The sequence below is a fragment of the Streptomyces sp. WI03-4A genome, from assembly GCF_033792105.1.
GTDB classification, from domain to species: Bacteria; Actinomycetota; Actinomycetes; order Streptomycetales; family Streptomycetaceae; genus Streptomyces; species Streptomyces collinus_A.
This window is the reverse complement of the sequence record NZ_JARAUO010000003.1, coordinates 160,197-181,929: the sequence shown is the minus strand read 5'-3', so window position 1 is coordinate 181,929 and position 21,733 is coordinate 160,197. Positions and strand designations below refer to the sequence as shown.

General features: G+C 72.7%; 20 protein-coding genes. 14 read left to right on the top strand and 6 right to left on the bottom strand.

The features are described 5' to 3' along the window. Window positions 1-19: 19 nt before the first annotated feature. A complete protein-coding gene (locus tag PV343_RS05675) occupies window positions 20-154 on the bottom strand; it encodes a hypothetical protein (RefSeq protein ID WP_268825454.1) in 135 nt (44 codons plus the stop codon). A 161-nt stretch (window positions 155-315) separates the two neighbouring features. On the opposite strand from PV343_RS05675, the gene PV343_RS05670 reads away from it, so the two are divergent. Next, a complete protein-coding gene (locus PV343_RS05670; protein WP_319145656.1) occupies window positions 316-2,364 on the top strand; it encodes an APC family permease in 2,049 nt (682 codons plus the stop codon). A gap of 140 nt (window positions 2,365-2,504) precedes the next feature. Continuing rightward, window positions 2,505-3,833 (top strand): class I SAM-dependent RNA methyltransferase, encoded by a 1,329-nt coding sequence (locus tag PV343_RS05665; RefSeq protein WP_319145655.1) that lies wholly within the window; start codon window positions 2,505-2,507, stop codon window positions 3,831-3,833. A gap of 74 nt (window positions 3,834-3,907) precedes the next feature. On the opposite strand, the gene PV343_RS05660 is transcribed toward PV343_RS05665, so the two are convergent. Then, complete coding sequence (locus tag PV343_RS05660) at window positions 3,908-5,119, bottom strand: MFS transporter (RefSeq protein ID WP_319145654.1); 1,212 nt, start codon at window positions 5,117-5,119, stop codon at window positions 3,908-3,910. Continuing rightward, complete coding sequence (locus PV343_RS05655; RefSeq protein WP_387951165.1) at window positions 5,116-7,008, bottom strand: FAD/NAD(P)-binding protein; 1,893 nt, start codon at window positions 7,006-7,008, stop codon at window positions 5,116-5,118. The genes PV343_RS05660 and PV343_RS05655 overlap by 4 nt, the downstream gene beginning before the upstream one ends. 424 nt (window positions 7,009-7,432) lie before the next feature. Between PV343_RS05655 and PV343_RS05650 the strand changes: the two genes are divergently transcribed. The 8 genes from PV343_RS05650 (at window position 7,433) to PV343_RS05615 (ending at window position 15,402) form a co-directional block, all read left to right on the top strand. Continuing rightward, window positions 7,433-8,785: a KamA family radical SAM protein gene (locus PV343_RS05650; protein WP_319145652.1), complete on the top strand. Its 1,353-nt coding sequence runs from the start codon at window positions 7,433-7,435 to the stop codon at window positions 8,783-8,785. Then, window positions 8,782-9,639 carry an N-acyl homoserine lactonase family protein gene (locus tag PV343_RS05645; RefSeq protein ID WP_319145651.1) on the top strand — a complete coding sequence of 286 codons (858 nt, stop codon included), beginning with the start codon at window positions 8,782-8,784 and terminating at the stop codon, window positions 9,637-9,639. Before PV343_RS05650 ends, PV343_RS05645 begins: the two co-directional genes overlap by 4 nt. Beyond that, window positions 9,636-11,528 (top strand): FAD/NAD(P)-binding protein, encoded by a 1,893-nt coding sequence (locus PV343_RS05640; RefSeq protein WP_319145650.1) that lies wholly within the window; start codon window positions 9,636-9,638, stop codon window positions 11,526-11,528. The genes PV343_RS05645 and PV343_RS05640 overlap by 4 nt, the downstream gene beginning before the upstream one ends. Continuing rightward, a complete protein-coding gene (locus PV343_RS05635) occupies window positions 11,491-12,033 on the top strand; it encodes a cupin domain-containing protein (RefSeq protein WP_319145649.1) in 543 nt (180 codons plus the stop codon). The genes PV343_RS05640 and PV343_RS05635 overlap by 38 nt, the downstream gene beginning before the upstream one ends. 32 nt (window positions 12,034-12,065) lie before the next feature. Then, complete coding sequence (locus PV343_RS05630) at window positions 12,066-12,467, top strand: VOC family protein (protein ID WP_319145648.1); 402 nt, start codon at window positions 12,066-12,068, stop codon at window positions 12,465-12,467. Window positions 12,468-12,535: 68 nt separating this feature from the next. Beyond that, a complete protein-coding gene (locus PV343_RS05625; RefSeq protein ID WP_319145647.1) occupies window positions 12,536-13,987 on the top strand; it encodes an MFS transporter in 1,452 nt (483 codons plus the stop codon). A gap of 100 nt (window positions 13,988-14,087) precedes the next feature. After that, a complete protein-coding gene (locus tag PV343_RS05620) occupies window positions 14,088-14,462 on the top strand; it encodes a cupin domain-containing protein (protein WP_319145646.1) in 375 nt (124 codons plus the stop codon). Between the two features lie 82 nt (window positions 14,463-14,544). Then, a complete protein-coding gene (locus tag PV343_RS05615) occupies window positions 14,545-15,402 on the top strand; it encodes a LysR family transcriptional regulator (RefSeq protein ID WP_319145645.1) in 858 nt (285 codons plus the stop codon). Window positions 15,403-15,563: 161 nt separating this feature from the next. Here the strand turns inward: PV343_RS05615 and PV343_RS05610 are convergent, their stop codons facing one another. Further along, window positions 15,564-16,676, bottom strand: coding sequence for a sensor histidine kinase (locus PV343_RS05610; RefSeq protein ID WP_319145644.1), 1,113 nt, complete (start codon window positions 16,674-16,676; stop codon window positions 15,564-15,566). A gap of 11 nt (window positions 16,677-16,687) precedes the next feature. Then, window positions 16,688-17,365 carry a response regulator transcription factor gene (locus tag PV343_RS05605; protein ID WP_319145643.1) on the bottom strand — a complete coding sequence of 226 codons (678 nt, stop codon included), beginning with the start codon at window positions 17,363-17,365 and terminating at the stop codon, window positions 16,688-16,690. A gap of 443 nt (window positions 17,366-17,808) precedes the next feature. Between PV343_RS05605 and PV343_RS05600 the strand changes: the two genes are divergently transcribed. Then, complete coding sequence (locus tag PV343_RS05600) at window positions 17,809-19,050, top strand: DUF418 domain-containing protein (protein WP_415923454.1); 1,242 nt, start codon at window positions 17,809-17,811, stop codon at window positions 19,048-19,050. A gap of 53 nt (window positions 19,051-19,103) precedes the next feature. Here the strand turns inward: PV343_RS05600 and PV343_RS05595 are convergent, their stop codons facing one another. Next, window positions 19,104-19,745, bottom strand: coding sequence for a TetR/AcrR family transcriptional regulator (locus PV343_RS05595; RefSeq protein WP_319145642.1), 642 nt, complete (start codon window positions 19,743-19,745; stop codon window positions 19,104-19,106). A 79-nt stretch (window positions 19,746-19,824) separates the two neighbouring features. On the opposite strand from PV343_RS05595, the gene PV343_RS05590 reads away from it, so the two are divergent. From PV343_RS05590 to PV343_RS05580, 3 genes are all read left to right on the top strand, one after another. Continuing rightward, entirely contained in the window at window positions 19,825-20,490 is a 666-nt protein-coding gene (locus PV343_RS05590; RefSeq protein WP_319145641.1) for a class I SAM-dependent methyltransferase, read from the top strand. A 169-nt stretch (window positions 20,491-20,659) separates the two neighbouring features. Beyond that, window positions 20,660-20,932, top strand: coding sequence for a hypothetical protein (locus PV343_RS05585; protein ID WP_319145640.1), 273 nt, complete (start codon window positions 20,660-20,662; stop codon window positions 20,930-20,932). Continuing rightward, window positions 20,929-21,732, top strand: a complete 804-nt coding sequence (locus PV343_RS05580; RefSeq protein WP_319145639.1) for a DUF6338 family protein — start codon at window positions 20,929-20,931, stop codon at window positions 21,730-21,732. The genes PV343_RS05585 and PV343_RS05580 overlap by 4 nt, the downstream gene beginning before the upstream one ends. The last annotated feature ends 1 nt before the right edge of the window (window position 21,733 follow it).

Sequence of the window (21,733 nt, the reverse complement as noted above, 5' to 3'; positions counted from 1 at the left end):
GTGCCCCGGATCGTCGCGATCACTGACCCGGTTCGCTGTCCGGGACCACGGACGGCAGGTCCCGGCGAGTGATGCTGCGCACGCTGAACAGGGTCAGGATTCCGAGGCCGAGCAGTGCGACCGTGGCACCGATCAGCTCTGCGGTCGCGGGCATGGGACCTCCGGAGTGCGATGACATGCGGGGTTTGCCATCTAGGCACGCGGAGCGCGCGGACCACGGAATCCGCAGTTCCGAGCCCCCGGGAATTCACTCGTGAGGCAGAACCGGGATGCCGGGTGGGCGGTAACGTGTTCGACCCCCTACGATCCTCTGTCGTGTCCAAACTGACCGACGTGCCCAAACGGATCCTGATCGGGCGCGCACTGCGCAGTGACCGGCTGGGCGAGACGCTCCTGCCGAAGCGCATCGCACTCCCCGTCTTCGCCTCCGACCCGCTGTCCTCCGTCGCCTACGCGCCGGGGGAGGTCTTGCTGGTCCTGTCCATCGCGGGCGTGTCGGCGTACCACTTCAGCCCCTGGATCGCCGTCGCGGTCGTCGTGCTGATGTTCACGGTCGTCGCCTCCTACCGGCAGAACGTGCACGCCTACCCGAGCGGCGGTGGCGACTACGAGGTCGCGACCACCAACCTCGGGCCGAAGGCCGGCCTCACCGTGGCCAGCGCGCTGCTCGTCGACTACGTCCTGACCGTCGCCGTCTCCATCGCCTCCGGCATCGAGAACCTCGGCTCCGCGGTCCCGTTCGTGGTCCAGCACAAGGTGCTGTGCGCGACCGCCGTGATCATCCTGCTGACCCTGATGAACCTGCGGGGCGTGAGGGAGTCGGGCAAGCTCTTCGCGATCCCGACCTACGTGTTCGTCGGCGGCGTCTTCGTCATGATCGCGTGGGGCGCGTTCCGGGGCCTGGTCCTCGGCGACACCATGCACGCCCCGACGGCCGACTACCACATCAAGGCCGAGCACCAGGGCCTGGCGGGCTTCGCGCTCGTCTTCCTGCTCCTGCGCGCCTTCTCCTCCGGCTGTGCCGCCCTGACGGGCGTGGAGGCCATCTCCAACGGCGTCCCGGCCTTCCGCAAGCCCAAGTCCAAGAACGCGGCGACCACGCTCGCCATGATGGGTCTGCTCGCCGTCACGATGTTCTGCGGCATCATCGCCCTCGCGACGGCGACGAACGTCCGCATGGCCGAGCACCCGGCCACCGACCTGATCCACAACGGCAGCCCGGTCGGCCCCGGCTACGTCCAGAACCCGGTGATCTCCCAGGTCGCCGAGGCCGTGTTCGGCAAGGGCAGCTTCCTGTTCGTCCTGCTGGCCGCCGCCACCGCCCTGGTGCTGTTCCTCGCGGCGAACACGGCGTACAACGGCTTCCCGCTGCTCGGCTCGATCCTCGCCCAGGACCGCTACCTGCCGCGCCAGCTGCACACCCGCGGCGACCGCCTCGCCTTCTCCAACGGCATCGTGCTGCTGGCCGGCGCGGCGACCCTGCTCGTGGTCATCTACGGCGCGGACTCCACCCGGCTGATCCAGCTCTACATCGTCGGCGTGTTCGTGTCCTTCACCCTCAGCCAGACCGGCATGGTCCGGCACTGGAACCGCCACCTGGCGGTCGAGAAGGACGCGGCCAAGCGCAGCCACATGATCCGCTCCCGCGCGATCAACGCCTTCGGCGCCTTCTTCACCGGACTGGTGCTCGTCGTCGTCCTGGTCACCAAGTTCACGCACGGCGCCTGGGTCGCCCTGCTGGGCATGTGCATCTTCTACGCGACCATGACGGCGATCCGTAAGCACTACGACCGCGTCGCCGAGGAGATCGCGGCCCCCGAGGGCCCGAGCGACGACAGCGTCCGGCCCTCCCGGGTGCACTCCGTGGTGCTGATCTCCAAGATCCACCGGCCCACCCTGCGCGCCATGGCCTACGCCAAGCTGATGCGCTCGGACACCCTGGAGGCGCTCACCGTCAACGTCGACCCGGCGGAGACCAAGGCGCTGCGCGAGGAGTGGGAGCGGCGCGGGATCGACGTACCGCTGAAGGTCCTCGACTCGCCGTACCGCGAGATCACGCGGCCGATCATCGAGTACGTCAAGGGCCTGCGCAAGGAGTCCCCGCGCGACGCCGTCTCCGTGATCATCCCCGAGTACGTGGTCGGTCACTGGTACGAGCACCTGCTGCACAACCAGAGCGCCCTGCGGCTCAAGGGACGCCTGCTGTTCACGCCGGGCGTCATGGTGACCTCGGTGCCCTACCAGCTCCAGTCCTCCGAGGCGGCCAAGCTGCGCGCCCGCAGGCGCCAGGAGTGGAACGCGCCCGGCGCGGTCCGGCGCGGCCCGGCGGTGGAGCGGCCGAAGGAGCCCGCCGCCAAGGAGTGAGGCACGGGTCCCGGGCTCCGGACGTGAGCGCGGGACCGGGGCACGGGAACGAGGCCGTAGACTGGTGGGCTGTTGTCAGGCCCGCCGGTCCGCGGCCTCTTCCCTTGCCGCGGTCCCTCCCGATCTGGAGTCACCCCACCATGCAGGCAGAACCGACCCAGTCTCTGGTGGGCGAGGAGTACGAGGTCGAGATCGGCCCCGTCGCCCACGGCGGCCACTGCATCGCCCGCACCGCCGAGGGCCAGGTGCTCTTCGTCCGGCACACCCTGCCCGGCGAACGGGTGGTGGCCCGGGTCACCGAGGGCGAGGAGGGTGCCCGCTTCCTGCGCGCCGACGCCGTCCGGATCCTGGAGGCGTCCAAGGACCGCATCGAGGCCCCCTGCCCCTACGCCGGGCCCGGCCGCTGCGGCGGCTGCGACTGGCAGCACGCCAAGCCCGGCGCCCAGCGCCGCCTCAAGGGCGAGGTGATCGCCGAGCAGCTCAAGCGGCTCGCGGGCCTCACCCCCGAGGAGGTCGGCTGGGACGGCACGGTGGTGCCCGCCGAGGGCGACAAGCTGCCCGCCGGCGAGGTCCCGCAGTGGCGCACCCGCGTGCAGTACGCGGTGGACGCCGACGGCAACGCCGGACTGCGCCGCCACCGCTCGCACGAGGTCGAGCCGATCGACCACTGCATGATCGCCGCACCCGGCGTCAGCGAGCTGGGCATCGAGGACCGGGACTGGGCCGGCATGGCCGCCGTCGACGCGATCGCCGCAACCGGCTCCCAGGACCGCATGGTCATCCTGGAGCCGAAGCCCGGCGCGCGACTGCCGCTCGTCGAGCTCGACCGGCCCGTCTCCGTGATGCGCGTCGACGAGAAGGACGGCGGCATCCACCGCGTCCACGGCCGCGCGTTCGTCCGCGAGCGCGCCGACGACCACACCTACCGCGTCGGCAGCGGCGGCTTCTGGCAGGTCCACCCGAAGGCCGCCGACACCCTGGTCAAGGCCGTGATGCAGGGCCTGCTGCCGCGCAAGGGCGAGATGGCCCTCGACCTCTACTGCGGCGTCGGCCTCTTCGCCGGGGCCCTCGCCGACCGCCTCGGCGAGAAGGGCGCGGTCCTCGGCATCGAGTCCGGCAAGCGCGCGGTGGAGGACGCCCGGCACAACCTGGCCGACTTCCCCCGGGTCCGCGTCGAGCAGGGCAAGGTCGAGTCGGTCCTGCCGCGCACGGGCATCACCGAGGTCGACCTCGTCGTCCTCGACCCGCCCCGCGCCGGAGCAGGCCGCAAAACGGTGGAACACCTGGCGTCCCTGGGCGCCCGCCGCATCGCGTACGTCGCCTGCGACCCCGCCGCCCTCGCCCGCGACCTGGGGTACTTCCGCGACGGCGGATACCGGGTGCGGACGCTGCGGGCGTTCGACCTGTTCCCGATGACGCACCATGTGGAGTGCGTGGCGATTCTGGAGCCTGCCGAGAAGAGCCGCTGACCTGGCGTTGCGGGGGCGGGCCCTGGGGCGGGGCTGAGCCTTCCCGCCCCTCGGCACGGAAGCCGGCCTTCGCGTCAGCCGCCGCCCACCCCGCCCCGGCGCGCCACCAACGCGCACCCGGCGGCCCCCGCCCCCGCCGCGGTCAGCGCCCACCACGCGGCCTGTGGGGCCGCGGTGAACAGGGCCCCGCACAGGAGCGGTCCCGCGGCCGCGCCCAGGGACACGCCCATCTGGCTGTAGGCCGTGGCCCGCTGTTCCTGCCCGGGGTACGGCAGCCCGATCGCGTAGTGCAGCAGCCCCGCCCAGCCCCAGCCGCCGCCGTACGCGAGGAGGGCGCCCGCGGCGGTCAGCGCCGGGTGTGTCCCGGTGAGCAGTGCCGTCCCGCACGCCCCGGTCAGGAACAGGACCGTCAGCGCGGGCCGGATCGCCTCCGGGCGGCGCGCGATCAGCCAGCCGGTGCCCAGGCGGACCGTGATGTTGAGGGCCGCGCCGGCCGTCGCCACCGCGCTCGCCACCGCAAGGGAGGTGCCCCGGGTGGTGAGGGACAGCAGCAGGAATCCGCCCAGTGCGTTGCCGACCATCGCCCCGAGGAACCCGGCGCAGCTCAGCGCCGTCAGGTAGCGGTCCGGGCGGAGCGGCGCGCGCTGTCGCGCGGGTCCGCCGGTCCGGGGGCCGGGAGACTCGTGCCCGCGCAGCAGCGGCACCGTCGCCACCGCGCACAGGACGGCTGTCAGCCCGAACAGCGGGCGCCAGCCGGCCGGCTGGGCGAGCAGTGGCATGGACGCGCTCGCCAGCAGGGTCGCCGCCGGAACCGCCGCCTGCTTGAGGCCGAAGGCGAACGCCCTGGTGCGGGGCGGGCAGCGGCGCATGAGCAGGGCGTTGGTGTGCGGCTGGGTGGAGCCGTACACGAACCCCCCGAGCACGGAGCTCACCCACAGGCCCACCACCGGTGCCGCCGCCGCGCAGCCCAGACCCAGCGCGGTGACGCCCAGCGCGACCGCCAGGACTCGTTCCACCACCTGGGGCACGGAGGCGTGCTTGGTGACGTACGCACCGGCCAGTGAGGCCAGCCAGTACACCGCCAGCACCGCTCCGATGCGCGTCGAACTCCACCCGTACTCGGCGGAGATGAGCCCGTTGGCCGCGCCCGGCAGGAACACCGGCAGTGAGGTGAGGACGGTGACGACCGCCACGGTCGACGCGGTGGTCAGGCCGCTGCCGCCCGGCCCGCCGGTCGCGGGGCGGACGGTGGAGCGCGCCCGGGGGAGCGTGCCCGGGGTCTTCACCGGGCGCCCGCCGGGGCGCCGGCCGTCAGGGGGCCGCGGCCCGTGCGGGGCGTCGCGCCCAGGGCGAGAACGGCCCGTGCGATGGCGTCCGAGTCTCCCAGCGTCACCGAGTCCACGCCGGGCCGTACACCCGCCGCCGTCGCCCAGTGCACCCCCTCCGTCGGGACGCCCAGCGCGAAGCGGCCGGGGTGCGGGGTCCCGCCCGCGTCCAGGACGCGGGCGGGTCTGCGGGTCACGGCGAGGGCGCCCGTCTCGTGGTGGCCGCCGTCCGGGTCGGGGATCCGGTACGGGGCCGCCTGGCCGGTGTCGAGGAGGTGGCGCAGCAGCGGGTCGGACGTCGTGCGCACGTCGGAGTCCTGTATCCGCGCCTCGATGAGCGTGGTGACGGTGACGGCGCCGCCCGGGACCACCGCCGAGGACACCGCCCAGCCCGTCGCCGTGGCGGTCACCCGCATCGCCGGGCCCAGCGGGGTGAGGACACCCGCGCGGACCAGCGCGGCCATCTCCGCGATCCGGCGTCCCGGCGGACCGACGGACAGGGAGGCGTTCAACGGCGTGTACCAGTGCACGAGTTCGTCGCGGTAGGAGGCGCCGGTGAGCCCCGCGTGGTCGACGACCTGGCGGATCTCGTTGCGCAGGTCGCGCAGCGCGTCCAGGGCCGCTTTGACGGGCTCGTCGACGTTCCCGCCGCGGGCCAGCGCGGCATCGCGCTCCAGGTACGAGGCCAGCCACGCGGTGAACTCCGCCCGCCCGCGCAGCGCTTCGGGCGGGTGCGGGGCGGTGAGGGAGTCCCAGTCCCAGCGGTCCCCGGCCGCGATGCCGTACCTGTCCAGCAGCCGCTCCTGCGCCCATCCTCCGGCGGGCGCCGCCAGGTAGCCGTGGAGGAACGCGGCGCGGGACTCCTCCGTTGCGCCGAGGCGCCGCAGCAGGGCCTTGTAGTAGACGAGTTCGACCTCACAGGCGATCAGCGGCCAGACGTCCCTGCGGAAGCTCAAGCCCCCGTCCGCGGCCCGGGCCCGTAACGCGTCGATGGTGCGCGGCGTGAGCAGCACCGGCCGGTGGCGCCCGCCCGGGCCCTTCTGGTTCTCGCCACGCGCCTGGTACGGCAGCCCGCGCCGGGACCCCGCGTACAGGCGCGGTTCGCGGCCGGAGGCCCGGTAGGCGAGCGTGCCGTCCGGCCGCTCGTCGAAGCGGCCGCCCCGCCCTCGGGTGAACAGCGCCAGGTAGTCGAAGAACGCCAGGCCGAGGCCGCGCAGCGCCACCGGTTCACCCGGGGCGATCGCGCCGAGCCCGGTGTCGGCGGGGTTGCCGGGCGGGATGCGCCGCGGCCCGGGGCCCTGGGGCGCCCGGACTCCGGGCACGTGTCCCTGCGCCAGGACCACCGCGTCCAGCCGCAGCCGCGTACCGCTCGCGAGGCGCAGCACGTCGTGGCCGTCCCCGGCGTCCCCGGCGTCCAGGGCGGTCGCGGTGTCCCGGTGCACGCGGACGCTCACCCGGGCGGGTGCGGTGCGCACGACCCACCGGAAGGCCCAGCGCAGGTAGTGGCCGTACAGTGCGCGCGAGGGGTACGAGCCGGGCCGCAGCTCCCGCGCCTCCGCGAGCACGTCGGGCGGACGGTCACCGGGGTCCGCGGCGAGCGATGCCGCCCACGCGTACAGATCGGGCCCGGGCACCACCGGGCCCGCACAGCTCACTTCGGCGTCGGTGAACACCGTGATCTGCTCCGCCACCGTGTTCATCAGCAGGTGCGCGGACTGGTCGGTGCGCCACACGCGGCCCGCGCCCGCCGGGGCCGGATCGACGACGTGGACGGTCACCGGACCGCCGGCCGGATCCGCCGCCGCGTTGGCGCACAGACGCTCCAGGACACTGAGTCCGCGCGGGCCCATGCCCACGATGCCGACCTCGAGTCGACCGTTCAAAGGAAGATCCCCCGCTTCCTGTACCGCGCGTGCCGCGCGGGTGCCGTGAATTGAGACGCCTCGGCCGGAAACAGCCGGCGAACCGGCGACGCCCGATCCTAAGCACCGTCCCCGAACCCCGGCCAAGCGATTGATGCACGCCGCATCCGATTGATGCGCCGCGCTCATGGAAGCCATTCATGCGCTCCGCGAATCAATACGCGCCGGAAGCTATTTCTCCCGCCCGCTCGCCCCGGGCTACGTTTCCGGTGCGGCGAACGAACGGCGCCACATGGCTGGAAACACCAGACCAGACGGGTGCGGGGATGCACAGATGCGCGGGAGCCCCCGCATCCGCCCTGGCGCCGCCGTTCACCGCAATTCCCTTCCAGCCACCTGACGGGGGTCCGCCATGGAAATTCCGAGCCACGCCGGAAGCCAAGCGAAGTACAAGCCCTACAATCGCTCCTCCATCAAGCGCGCGCCCCAATGGGAGCGCATTCCGCACGAACTGCGCGAGGCCGTGGAGGTCGTGTCCCACGTCCTGCCGTTCCGCACCAACCAGTACGTGCTCGACGAACTGATCGACTGGGACCGAATACCCGACGACCCGATCTTCCGCCTCAACTTCCCGCACGAGTCGATGCTCGACCCCGACGACTACGCGACCCTGCGCGACGTGCTGCGCTCCGGTGACAAGCAGCGGCTCGCCAAGGAGATCCACGCGGCCAGGACCCGGATGAACCCGCACCCGGCCGGCCAGCTCACGCACAACGTGCCGCAGCTCGACGGGGAGGTGGTGCCCGGCATCCAGCACAAGTACAAGGAGACGGTCCTCTTCTTCCCCAGCGCGGGCCAGACCTGCCACGCCTACTGCACGTTCTGCTTCCGCTGGCCCCAGTTCGTCGGCGAGGAGGACCTGCACTTCGCCGCCAAGGACGCCGAGGGACTGTGCGCCTACCTGCGGCGCCACCCCGAGGTCACCGACGTCCTGATCACCGGCGGCGATCCGTTGATCATGCGCACCGCGACTCTCGAACGCTACCTCGAACCACTCCTGGCGCCTGAATTCGCCCACGTGCGCAACATCAGGATCGGGACCAAGGCGGTCGGCTACTGGCCGCAGCGCTTCGTCAGCGACGTCGACGCCGACGACCTGCTGCGCCTGTTCGAGCGGATCGTCGGGGCGGGCAAGCACCTGGCCCTGATGGGTCACTACAACCACCCGGCCGAACTGCGCCCCGCCGTCGCCCGAGAGGCCCTGCGCCGTATCAACGGCACCGGCGCCGTGGTGCGCATGCAGTCACCCGTGCTGCGCCACATCAACGACGACCCGGCCGCCTGGCACGAGCTGTGGACCGAGGGCGTACGCCTCGGAGCCGTCCCCTACTACATGTTCGTCGAGCGGGACACCGGCGCCCGCGCCTACTTCGAGCTGCCGCTGACCGAGGCGTACGACATCTTCCGCACCGCCTACGCGAGCGTCTCCGGTCTGGCACGGACCGTGCGCGGCCCGTCGATGAGCGCCTTCCCCGGCAAGGTCATGGTCGACGGCACGCCCACGATCAGGGGCGAGAAGGTCTTCGCCCTGCAACTCCTGCAGGCCCGGCAGGGCCACCTGGTGCGCCAGCCGTTCTACGCCGCGTTCGACCCCGAGGCCACCTGGTTCGACCAGCTCGTACCCGCCTTCGGCGAACGCAGGTTCCCTTGGGAGAACGCGACCGTCCCGGCCCAGGGCCGTCGGCTCGACCTGGTGGGGGCGTGAGCACCGTGAACGGGGACACCCCGCTGTACGAGGTGCTCGCGCTGCGCTTCGGCACCCATGAGGGACGCCCGGCGCGTGACAACTTCCTCCTGGACGAGGGGCAGTTCACTCCGGGCTCCGACATGCCCAACGACTACTACCTCTGGGTGGTCCGCGACGAGCGGCACTTCCTGCTGGTCGACACCGGATTCCCCGAGGACATGGCGCGACGGCGCGGGCGCACCCTCTTCCGCGACCCGGTGGAGGCCCTGGGCGACCTCGGCGTCGCCGCCGGGGACGTGTCCGACGTGGTCGTGACGCACCTGCATTACGACCACGCCGGCAACCTCGACCGGTTCCCGCACGCCCGGATCCACCTCCAGGAGGAGGAGCTGCGGTTCTGCACCGGGCCCTCGATGCGCCACCACGTGGTGCGCAGGCCGTTCGAGCCGGTCAATGTGAAGACCGCCGTACAGGCCCTCTTCGAGGACCAGCTGGTGCTGCACCGCGGCGAGGCGGAGATCATCCCCGGCGTCACCGTGCATCCGGTGCCCGGCCACACCCCCGGCTCCCAGGTGGTGCGGGTGCCCACCGCTCGCGGCTGGGTGGTGCTCGCCGGTGACGCCGCGCACCTGTGGGCCAACATCCGCCTGCGCAGCCCGTTCCCGATCCTGGAGAGCCTCACCCCGATGCTCGACGGGTACGACACGATCGAGGCGCTGGCCGACGGGGACGACCACGTCATCCCAGGCCATGACCCCCTGGTGGCCCTGCGGTTCCCGCCGCTGCCCGGCGCACCCGACTGGACGTGCCTGCACGAGCCGGCCGTCGACGGTCTGCCGGCCGCCGCCGCGAGCGCAGGGGCCGCGCGATGACCGCGCTGCAGGTGGCCGTCGTGGGCGTGGGACCGCGCGGCCTGAGCGTGCTGCAGAAGATCGCCGAGCTGGCCGGCCGACTCCCCGACGGGCACACGCTGGACGTCCACCTCATCGATCCGGGCGACGGCGGTCAGGGTGCGCACTCCGCGCGCCAGCCGGCGCACCTGCTCACCAACACCGTCGCCAGCCAGGTGTCGATGTTCGCCGAGGGGGGCGGACCGTCGTTCACCGAATGGGCGGCCGCCGCGGGCTACCGCGCCTTCGACAGCACGTACCACCCGACCGGGGACGACAGCGGAGCACCGGTCGACGAACACGCCTATCTTCCACGGCGGTTGCTCGGCTCCTATCTCAGCTGGGTCTTCGACCGGACGCTCGGCTCGCTGCCGGACGGCGTACGGGTCGTCCAGCACCGCGACCGGGCCGTGGACGTCGCGCCCGTCGTCGGCGACCGCTACGCCGTACGCCTGGCCGGCGGCTTCACCGTCGTCGTCGACTACCTGTTCCTGACCACCGGCCACTGCGAGCGGGTGCCCACCGGCGAGGACCGGGCCCACGCGGAGTTCGCCCGTGAGCACGCGGACCGCAATCCGCACCTGGCGTACTTCCCCACGCCCTACCCGGTCGAGCTGCTCCAGCGCATCGCGCCGGGATCCACCGTCGCGGTGCAGGGGTTCGGTCTGACGGCTCACGACGTGATCTCCGAACTCACCGCCGGCCGCGGCGGAACCTTCCACGGCATCGGACCCGACACCGAGTACCGCCCCTCCGGGCGGGAGCCGCGCATCCTGTTGTTCTCCCGCCAGTGCCTGCCGTTCAGCGCGCGCGGGGTCAACCAGAAGGGTGTCACAGGCGGCCACCGGGCCCACTTCTTCACCCCGGAGGCGGTGCGCGCACTGCGCCGCCTCCGCCCGGACGGAAAGCTCGACTTCGTCGAGGACGTGCTGCCGTTGCTCGTGAAGGAGATGGGCTACGCGTACCGCGTGGCGTGGGAGGGCCGGTCCGTCCCGCCCGAGGGGTACGAGCTGTCACCGGACGAACGGCGGATCGTCGAGCGGCTCCTCCACCCGCTGGACGGCGCGGAGTTCACCGACCAGGCCGCCTTCCGGCGCTTCTTCACCGACCACGTCGCCGAGGACCTGGCGCAGGCCGAACTCGGCAACCTCACCAGCCCGGTGAAGGCCGCCACCGACGTCATCCGCGACACCCGGGCCGCACTGCGGGAAGCGGTCGAGTTCGGCGGTCTGACACCCGCGTCGCACCACGTCTTCAACACGGTGTACGTCCCGCTGATGAACCGGGTCTCCTTCGGGCCGCCGCGCCACCGCAACCACCAGCTGCTCGCCCTGATGCGGGCCGGGGTGGTCGACCTGGCCGGCGGCCCCGGCGGACGGCTCGTACCGGATCGGGAACAGGGCCGGTACACCATCCGTACCGACTACCCGGGCGGCACGGAGGTCCGGCACGCCGACGCGCTGGTCATCGCCCGGCTCGACGCGTTCCATCCCGAGCGCGACCGCTCGCCGCTGACCGCCGCACTGCTCGCGCGCGGCCTCGTCCGCCCGTACCGAAACGGCGACTGCGTGCCCGGCGGCATCGACATCGACGAGACCGGCCGTCCGTTCACGGTGCGGGGCACGCCGCTGCGCGGCGTCTGGGCCGTCGGCTATCTCGTCGAGGGACCCCGGTTCTACACGCACGCGCTGCCCCGGCACGGCATCGCCTCGCAGTTCGTCCGGGACGCCGACGCAGCCGTCCGCGACATGGTCGCGGACGCGCGTCACCGCCCCCGGACGGCGGGTGCCGACGCCCTCACCCACCCCTACGACTCCGCGCGGGAGGCCGAGCATGCCGGTGCAGACCGGACGACAGTTTCCGTACCTTGAGTTCCGCAGGCGTCACGTCCTGCAGACCCCGGCGCCGGTGGTCTGGCCCTGGGAGACCCTGGCCGGTGAGCTGGCGGCGGCCGAGCACTCGGAGTACGGCACCCTGACGCTCGCCGGACCCGACGGCGGCCACGAGATCGTGCCGGGGACGTCCATGACGTTCCAGTCGGTACGCCCCGGCGAGCGCACGACCCCCCACGCGCACTCCTGGTGGCACCTGTACTTCGTACGGTCCGGTTCGGGCGTCCTCGTACTCGACGAGACGGACGAGACCGCCGAACTGAGTGACGGGGACGTGCTGTTGATCCCCGCCTGGTGGGCGCACCACTTCGAGAACCGGGGCTCGGAGGGGGACCTCCTCCTCCTGAACATGTCGAACCTGCCCCAGCAGGCCGCCCTGCACAACAAGTTCTCCCGCGAGGGGATCCGGGCCGGCCGGACGACGGTCGAGGGCGCGGCGGCGGCCCCGCCACTCTCCCCTCACCCGCAGGTCAGCGGCGCCTAGTGCGCGCAAGCGATCATTCGAAGGAGTCGAAGATGTTGAAGCGCATCGATCACGTCGGAGTGGTGGTCGACGACCTCGCCGAGGCACGGGCGTTCCTGGAGAGCCTGGGAATGGTCCTCGAACGGGCCCAGGAGGTCCCGGAGCGGAACGTGAAGATCGCGTTCTACCACTGTGGCGACGGCCGCATCGAGCTCATCGAGCCCACGACGCCCGAGGCGCGCGAGCGCCGGCTCGGCGAGGGCAACCAGGCCCGCATCGAACACATCGGTGTCGAGGTCGAGGACGTGCCCACGATCATGCGGGCGGTGCGCGGTCTGGGCGTCGACCTGACCACGAGCGAGCCCGTCGCCGTCGGGCCGAACCTCAACGCGTGGACCCAGCCCGCCACTTCCGCCGGCATCCAGTTCCAGCTGGTGCAGCGGGACGCGGTGTAGCACACGCTCGGCCGGTCCTGCCGGACCGCGTTGCCCCGTACATACCAGCCAAGGCGGAGAAGAGTTCCGTGAAGATCACTTTGGTGCACCGGTCGAAGGCGACGACCACGGGGTCACCGGGCCCCGGACGACCCCGGCGGCACGCGGGCTGGGTGCTGGCCTCCCTGCTCGGCGGCATGTTCCTGGGCAACGTGGACATCGCCGTGGTGAACGTGGCCATCCCCTCGATCCGCGACCGTCTGCACGCCTCCAGCGGCGAGCTGGAGCTCATCGTCTCCGGGTACACCCTCGCGTACGCGATGCTGCTGATCACCGGAGCCCGCCTCGGTGAGATCCGCGGCCGGCGCCGGACTTACCTGGCCGGGCTCGCGGTGTTCACCCTCTCCTCCCTGGGCTGCGGCCTCGCGCCGGACGGCGTCACGCTGGTGGCGGCGCGCGTGGTCCAGGGCGGGGGCGCGGCGCTGATGGTCTCGCAGGTGCTGACGGGTATCCAGGTCAACTTCGAGGGGGAGGCGAGGCGCCGCGCGCTGGGCGCGTACACCGCCGTCCTGGGGGTGAGTTCGGTGATCGGGCAGGCCCTCGGCGGCGTCCTCGTCTCGGCGGACGTCCTGGGGACGGGGTGGCGGCCGATCTTCCTCGTCAACGTGCCGATCGGGATCGTCCTGCTCGTCGCCTCGTACGTGTTCCTGCCTGCCGACGAGGATCGCGGCGCCAGGAAGCTGGACGTGAGGGGCGTGGGACTCCTGTCCGCGGCGCTGTTCCTGCTGGTGGCTCCCCTGGTGCTGGGGCAGGACGCGGGCTGGCCGTGGTGGGCCTGGGCGTCGCTCGCCGCTTCGCTGCCGGCCTTCGCGCTGTTCGCGAAGGCCGAGCGGGACATCGCGCGGGGCGGCGGCGAACCGCTGATGAACGTGGCGCTGCTCGCCCGCCGTCGGGTGGCCCTGGCGCTGGTCTCCCAGGCGGTCACCCGCGCGGGCTACTTCGCCCTGCTCTTCGTCCTCGCGCTCTACCTCCAGCAGGGCCTGGGCAGGAGCGCGGTGTACGCGGGACTCCTGCCCATCGCGTGGGTGGCCACGTTCGCCCTGGTCGGCCCGGTCCTGGGGCGGGCCGGCGCGCGCACGCGCCGCCTGGCGGCCCCGGTGGGCGCCCTGCTGATGGCGGTGGCCTTCGCCGGGGTGGCGGCCGGTCTGCAGAGCGCGGCATGGCTGGTGCCGCTCCTGGGCATCGGCGGGATCGGCTACGGCGCGGCCTTCAGCGGGACGCTGGCGCACCTGACGGAGTCCGTGGAGGCGGCGTACGCGTCCGACGTGAGTGGCCTGTTCAACACGACGCTCCAGGTCGGCGGAACGATGGGCGTGGCGGTCTTCGGCACCGTCTACCTCGCCCTGACCGAGCACACCGGTACGGCGCGGGAGGCGTTCGGCACGACGAACGCGTGGCTCGCCGCCGTGTCGGTGGCCGCCGCGGCACTGATGGCGATGGCGGGGCGGACCGGGCAGGCCGCGAAGAGGAAGACGCCGTAGGGCGGTTCCTCGCCCCGCGGACGGCGACGCACCCACCCCGCACATCAACCGGGCTCCGCGGAGCCCTCACACACCGGACACGAATCAAGGAGTACGCATCATGGATGTCATCCGTCACCCGGGGGACGCGACCAAGGGTCCTGAGGACCGGTTCTTCGGAGACGTGTGGCTGTGGCCGCGCATCGGCGCCACCGCCAACGCCGAAGTACGCAACGTCCTCTTCACCCCCGGATCGCGCAGTGCCTGGCACCGCCACCCGGCCGGCCAGGTCCTGCATGTCACCGAAGGCGTGGGACTGCTGGGCTTCCGCAGCGGCGAGGTGCAGGAGATCCGCGCCGGGGACACGGTCGTCTGCCACCCGGGCGAGGAGCACTGGCACGGTGCCGGTCCGGGGACCTTCATGACGCACATCGCCGTCACCGACGGCCCCACGCAGTGGAAGGAGCACGTCACGCAGGAGGAGTACCAGGGCTGAGCCCGAGACGCCCACGGTGCGGAGGGGAACCCGGACCGGACGTCCGGGTTCCCGCCGCGCCGCTCCGCATATGGTGTCGATCATGGGTATCGAGTTACACCATCTGCGGGGTTTCCTGGCGGTCGCGGAAGAACGGCACTTCACCCGGGCGGCGAAGCGGATGGACGTGTCCCAGCCGACGCTCAGTCGCAGCATGCGGCGTCTGGAGTCGCTGCTCGGGAGACGCCTGCTCGAACGGACGACGCGTCAGGTGACGCTCACCCCGGACGGTGAGGCGCTCTACGCGCAGTTGAGTGTCCTCATACCGAGGCTGGAGGCGGCGCTGTGGCCCGAACCGGAGGACGAGGTGTTCCGTGTGGGCTTCGCCTGGGGGTTCCCGTCCCCCTGGCCTCAGGTGGCGATCGCGCGCTTCGAGGCGGAGACGGGCCTGTCGGTGAGCGTGCGGCGCCATGACGCGAAGCTCGCGGGGGTGGACCGGGGCCATGCCGACGTGGCGGTGCTGCGCGGGCGCGTGACGGCGCCGTCGGGCATGCGGTCCGTGACGTTGCTGCACGAACGCAGGATCGTCGCCGTCTCGACCCGTTCGGAGCTCGCCGGGCGCGAGGAGATCAGCTGGACCGAGATCGCGGACCACCAACTGGTGCTGAACGAGGTGAGCGGGACGACGAACCTCGACGAATGGCCCGTGGACCGACGGCCCGAGGTGGCGGTGACGTGCCGCAACTTCGACGAATGGCTGGAGGCGGTGGCGGCGAACAAGGGGCTCGGTGTCGTGCCGGAGTTCGTGGGCCGCCAGCACATCCACGCGTTCGTCTCGTTCCTGGAGATCCCGGACGCCCCGCGGGTGCCCCTGCAGTTGGTGTACCCGCAGCACGGGGGGCATCCGAAGGTGGAACGGTTCGTGGAGATGGCTCGGGAAGCGGTGAAGGGCGAGGCGTAGGGCCCGGCTCAGCCCCGGGTACCCGGGGCTGACGCCCCGGCGGCGGCGTTCCTCAGGAAGAGGGCGGCGACGGCCAGTTCGCCGAGCGCGAGCAGGATGAGCCGGTCGACGGGGGCGGCCGGCTGAAATCGGCGGACGTTGATCCCATGGGTGAGTGCGGCTCACCCCGCCCCCTCCCTGGGAAGTTCGAGGTGGAGTTCGTAGCCGCCGTCGGGGGTGGGGCCCGAGGTGACCGTGCCGCCGAGGAGTTCGGCTCGCTGGCGCAGGCCCAGCAGGCCGTGGTGGGCGCCGGGGAGGGGGAGCGGGGGGCGGGTGGGGGCCGTGTTGGTGACGGTGACCTTGACCTGGCCGTTCGCGTGGTGGAGACGGACCGTGGCCGTGGCGCCCGGCGCGTGTTTGCGGACGTTGGTCAGGGCCTCCTGGACCGTCCGGTAGACGGCGCGCTGGACGGGCGGGGACAACCCCTCGGGCAGGTCCGTCTTCAGCTCCGCCTCCATGCCGCTGCCGTCGACCAGCCGTTGCAGGTCGGCGAGGGACGGCTGCGGTGTGAGTTCCGTGGGGCGGCTGCCGGAGGCGCGCAGCACGCTGACCATGTGCCGCAGCTCGTCCAGGGTCTGCACGCTGAGCCGCCGGATCGCGGCCGCGTCCCGCTTGGCCTCCGGGTCCTGGCTGCTCACCTGGAGCGCTCCGGCCTGTACGGCGATGAGGCTGACCTGGTGGGAGACCACGTCGTGCATCTCCCGCGCCAGCTGCGCCCGCTCCCGCGCCAGCACGCTCTGCGCCGTCAGCAGCCGCTCGTGCTCCCGCGCCTCGGTGATCTCGGTGAGCCGGAGAGACAGTTCGCGGCGGGCCTGGACCAGCTGGCCGAGGAAGACCGGGGCGGCCGCCGTGGCCACGGCGTAGATGAGGTGGACGACGTTGTGGGTGCCGGAGAGCTCGTTGGCCCTCAGCGTCGACCACGGCCAGGGCAGGAAGTCGATGATCGCGTACGTCAGGGCGCAGCAGGCCAGCAGGACCCGGTGCCGGCTGAGCGAGGCGAGCGTGTATAGCGCGGCCAGCGTGGCGAACACCGCGTCGGAGACCATCGCGGTGGGGATCGTCAGCAGGAACGTCGTCAGCGGCAGGCGGCGGCGCAGCAGCAGGGCGAAGGAGCCGAGCAGCGCACAGCTCATGGCGGGCTGCTGCCCCAGGTCGACGTTGGCCCACGTGTCCGCCAGGGCGACCAGCACCAGGAGCACGTCCAGCAGCACGGCCGGCACCCTGTGGCGCGTCACCCCGTGGCGCGTCATCCGGCGGCCTCGTCCCGTTCGGGGTCCCGCTCCGGGCCCAGCAGACCGGCCCGCTCGGCGATCAGCGCGGCCTGCACCCGGCTGCTGACCTCCAGCTTGCCGAACACGGCGCTGACATGGCCCTTGACCGTGCCGGCGCTCAGGTGCATCCGTTCGCCGATGTCGGCGTTGGCGAGACCGTCCGCCATCAGCACGAGGACCTCGCGCTCCCGCTCGGTGAGCCGGGCCGTGAGCCGGGCGGCCGGCTCGCGCTCGCCCTTGTCGAGATAGCCGTCCACCACCGTGCGCGTCACCTTGGACGACAGCACCGTCCCGCCCTCGGCCAGCGCCCTGACCAGGTACGGGAGCTGCTCCGGGTCGGTGTCCTTGAGCAGGAAGCCCGCGGCGCCCGAGCGCAGGGCGGCCGCCACGTACTCGTCGGCGTCGAACGTGGTGAGCATGGCCACGACCGGCGGGTCCGGCATGCGGCGCAGGTCCGCCAGTACGGTGAGCCCGTCCACGTCCGGCATCCGGATGTCCAGCAGGACGACGTCGGGGCGCGACTCGCGCACCGACCGCACGGCCTGGCCGCCGTCGACCGCGGCCACGACCTCGATGTCCTCGGCCGTGGCGAGGATGTGGGTGAAGCCCGTGCGGACCAGGGCTTCGTCGTCGACCACCAGGACCCGGATCACGTGCGCTCCGCTCGTCGCCCGCCCCTCGTTCGGATGCGTTCGTCCGGATGCGTACCACCGTGGAGCGCACGCACAGCGCGGCGGAGACGATTCCCGCCGATTGGCGGCGCGGCCCCGGCCGGTCGTCGGGGCGGCTCCGGCCGACCGGCGGGGTGCCTTCGGAAGGACGGCGGGTGAGCCGTGGCGGCCGCCCGGCGGAACCTGGAGACATGACCCAGAAGGCGTGGTCGGCCGTGTCCGCCCGGGCGCCGCGCGAGCGTGCGGCGGGGCCACCGCCGGGCGAGCGTGCGGCCGAGGGGGTGGCGGGCCGGCCGCGTGAGCTTCAGCCCGGGCGTGCGGCGGGTCCATCGCGGGAGCGTGAGGCTGAGCGTGCGGCGGGTCCATCGCGGGAGCGTGAGGCTGAGCGGGTGGCGGGTCCATCGCGTGGGCGTGAGGTCGAGCGGGTGGCAGGTGCACTGCGAGAGGCCCAGCCTGCGGCGGACCGTGCCCACGGAACCGGCGCCGCGCCCTCGACAGGGCGGCTGATCGGTGTCGACCTCGCCCGCGGCCTCGCCGTCCTCGGCATGTTCTCCGCGCACATCGGGCCCGACGTGACCGTCGGCGGCCCGGTGGGGTTCGTGCTGGAGACGGCCCGCGGCCGTTCCTCCGCCCTCTTCGCGCTGCTCGCCGGCTTCTCGCTGGTCATCATCACCGGCCGCCCGCACCCCCGGACCGGCCGCCCCGGCCGGCAGGCGGTGGCCCGGGTCGCGATCCGCGCCTGTGTCCTCGTGGTGCTGGGCTACGCCCTGACCGCCCTGGACACCCCGGTGAACGTGATCCTCGGCTACTACGGCCTGATCTTCCTCGCCGTGGTCCCGCTGTACCGGCTGCGGGCCGGACCGCTCGCCCTCGTCGCGGCCGCCGGCGCACTCGTCCTGCCCCAGCTGCTCTACGTGCTCCGGCAGGCGATCGAGGACGGCGACTGGGCGGACACCGTCGCCGCCTGGGACCCGCTGGCGAGGCTCAGCGGCTCCGGCGGCTTCACGGAACTGCTGGTCACCGGCGACTACCCGGCTCTCACCTGGATGCCGTTCGTGGTCGCGGGCATGGCGATCGCCAAGCTCGACCTCAGCCGGCCCGGCATCCGGTCCCGGCTGGCCGTCACCGGCGGGGCGCTCGCCGTGCTCGGTTACGGCGGCTCCTGGCTGGCCCTGCGCCTGGTCCCGGGCGCGCTCGCCTCGGTCGGGGCCGCCGCCGACGGCGGTTCGCCGGGGTCGGCGTGGTGGTCGGACACCGTCGGCACACCCGAGGGCCACACCCCGCTCGCCTGGCTGCTCGTGGCCGCGCCGCACAGCCAGACGACCTTCTCCGTCATCGGCAACACCGGCGTGGCCGTGGCCGTCCTCGCCGCCTGCCTGGCCGTCGTCGAGAGGCTGCCGCGCCTCACGCGCGCGGCCACTCCGGTCGTGGCGGTCGGCCGGATGGCGCTGACCGCGTACGTCCTGCACATCGTCGCGCTCTGGTTCTTCGACGAGGTCTGGTACGTGCCGGCGGTCGACAGCGACGCCATGAACGCCTTGCCGGTGCTCGTGGGCTTCGCCGCGGCCATCACCCTGCTGGCGACCCTGTGGACCCGCCGGTTCCGGCGCGGCCCCCTCGAACAGGCCCTCCACGTCGCCACCGGGGCCGCGCGATACGTGGAGTGAGGGGGCGGAACAGGTGGTGAAGGGGGGAGGGGGCGCACCTGGACTTCGTCGTCCTACGGCTCCCCGTCACCCCGGGACAGCAGCGCGCGTAGGGCGAGGTCCGTCAGTTCGGCCTCCACCTTGTCGCGCTCGGGGACGACCGCCGCGCGGAAGGAGCGGCCCGCCAGGAGGGAGACGAGCCACCAGGCGGCGGTGCGCGGGTCGACGTCCCGCCGGATGTCGCCGGCCGACCGGCCGCGCTCCAGCAGGCCGGCGAGCATGTCGGCGAGGTGCTGGTGGACCTGGCGCAGCGCCGCGCCGAGGTCCGGGTCGTGGGCCAGGGCCGTGGCGTCCGCGAAGAGGAACCCGTGCGCGCCGGGCCGGTGGAAGCGGTCCATGTGCGCGGGGTCGAGGAAGGACGTCAGCACCTCGGGGACCGGGCGGCCCGTGTCTGCGGCCTGGTGCAGGAGCGCGGACACCGACTCCACGGCATGGTCCAGGGTCGCCCGGTACAGCGCGGCCTTCGAGCCGAAGTTCTGGAAGACGACCGGTTCGCTGACCCCGACCCGCTTGGCGATCTCGGAGACCTTCCCGCGCTGGTAGCCGGTCTCCGAGAACACCTCGGTGGCCGCGGCCAGGATCGACGCCCGGCGCTCGGCGGCGGGCAGACGGGTGCGCGTGCGGGCACGGGGGCTGGGCTCGGTCACGTCGGTCATCGTATGCCCCTTGCCCTCTTTCTTAGTCGGGACTAAGTTAGAACCGTACTTAGTGGTGGCTAAGTTATGGAGGAGGATCATGCCCCTCGGAAGCCTCATGCAGGGCGGACCGCACCCGGACACGCCCGGCGTGACCATCGCGAGCCCGCGCACCTACGAACTCTTCGGCGCCGTCTGCTTCGCCGGCCGCCGCGACCGCTCCTTCACCCGGCTCGCCGGACTCAGTGGCGCCGGACACGGCGACCGCGTCCTCGACGTCGGCTGCGGCACCGGCTACCTGACCCGGCGCATGGCCGCCCAGGTCGGCCCGGACGGCGCGGTCACCGGCGTGGACCCCTCGCCGCCGGTCCTGGCCCACGCCCGCAGCAGGAAGCGGCGCCCCGGCAGCGCGCCCTGCGCCTACCGCGAGGGGATCGCCGAGGCGCTCGACCTGCCCGACGCGTCCTTCGACACGGTCGTCACCAGCCTGATGCTCCATCACCTCCCCGAGGACCTGCGGCTGCCTGCCCTGTGCGAGATGCGGCGCGTGCTGCGCCCCGGCGGGCGGCTGCTGGTCGCGGAGTTCCGGCCGCCGAGCAGTCGCCTCGGCCGCCTCCTGGTGCACGGCGGAACCGCCCACGCCATGGCGTACAACCGGGTGGACGTCCTGGACGGCCTCGTCGCCGACGCCGGCTTCGAGGTGAGCGGCCACGGTGACGTCCGGCCCTGGCTGTACTACGTACAGGCGCGGCGCACGGAGGAGTGACGGAAGCGTCGGGGGGAGGGGCGCCCGACGCCGATCCGGCGGGCCGCTCCACCGTGTCGGGCCACTCACCGGACAAGGGTCATGGGTGGGAGATATGTTGTTCTTGCCTCAACAGGCCACGGCCGTGAGCGAATTGGTCATCGGGATCCTTTCGACGCAGTGAGGACGCATGCCCGACGCAGACTCCTTCCACGAGGTGTACGAGGACGACGACCTGCCGCCCCGGGTGCCCGTACGCCCGGCCCGGCGGTCCGACGACGGGTCCCAGGACCACTACGGCGTGGTGCGCCCCGACCCCACCGCGGACGATCCCCAACACGACGAGACCTCGCCGCAGTTCGTGCTCGGGACTCAGGCGCCGGCCGCGCCCGGCGCGCCGGTTCCGGGAGGGGACACGTCCGCGCAGCAGCCGGCGCGGCAGCCCGGCGACTCCGCGGGGTGACCGAGGAGTTGCCCACGTCCTTCAGCGCGGTCCTGGTCTTCATGGTCTTCGTGGTGCCGGGACTCGCCTTCGAACTGAGCCTGCGCCGGCGGACCCCCGCCCGCGTGGAGAGCACGTTCGTGGAGACCGCGCGGGTGGTGCTGGTGGGCGCGCTGACCACGGCCACGGCGACCGCGTTGCTGATCGCCCTGCGTGAGCTGCGGCCGCGCAGCCTGCCCAGCCCGACCGGACTGCTGGCCCACACGGGCCGCTACGCGACGGCCCACCCGGAGCTCAGCGCGATCGGGCTCGCGGCGGAGCTCTTCACCGCCACCGCGCTGGCGCTGCTCGCCGTCGGGCTGATCCGCCCCCCGACGGGCGGCGGCATCCAGGGCTTCGACGACGTCTGGTACGAAATCCTCTACAACGAAGTCCCGGCGGGCAAACGCCTCAAACTGGTGGTCGCGCTCAAGAGCGGTGGCTACCGTGTGTCGGGGTTCTTCCACACCATGAACACACATCCCGAGGTCGACCGGAGAGAACTGGTCCTCAAGGGCGTCGAGATGTTCCGCGAGTCGGAGACGGCGACCGACCAGGCCTGGCCGGCCACCTTCGTCCGCCTCGCGATCCCCGCACGCGAGATCGCGTGGCTGGCCGTGGCGCACGCCTCCCAGCCGGCGAGCGCGGCACCCGCGCCCGGCGCCCCGGCACCGCCACCGCCACCGCCGGTCCGGGTGAGGGACCGGCTGCGCAGGTTCCAGTGGCAGCTCGCCGCCGCCGTACTGGCCCTGGAAGCGGTGGTGTTGCTCCTCGCGGGGTGAG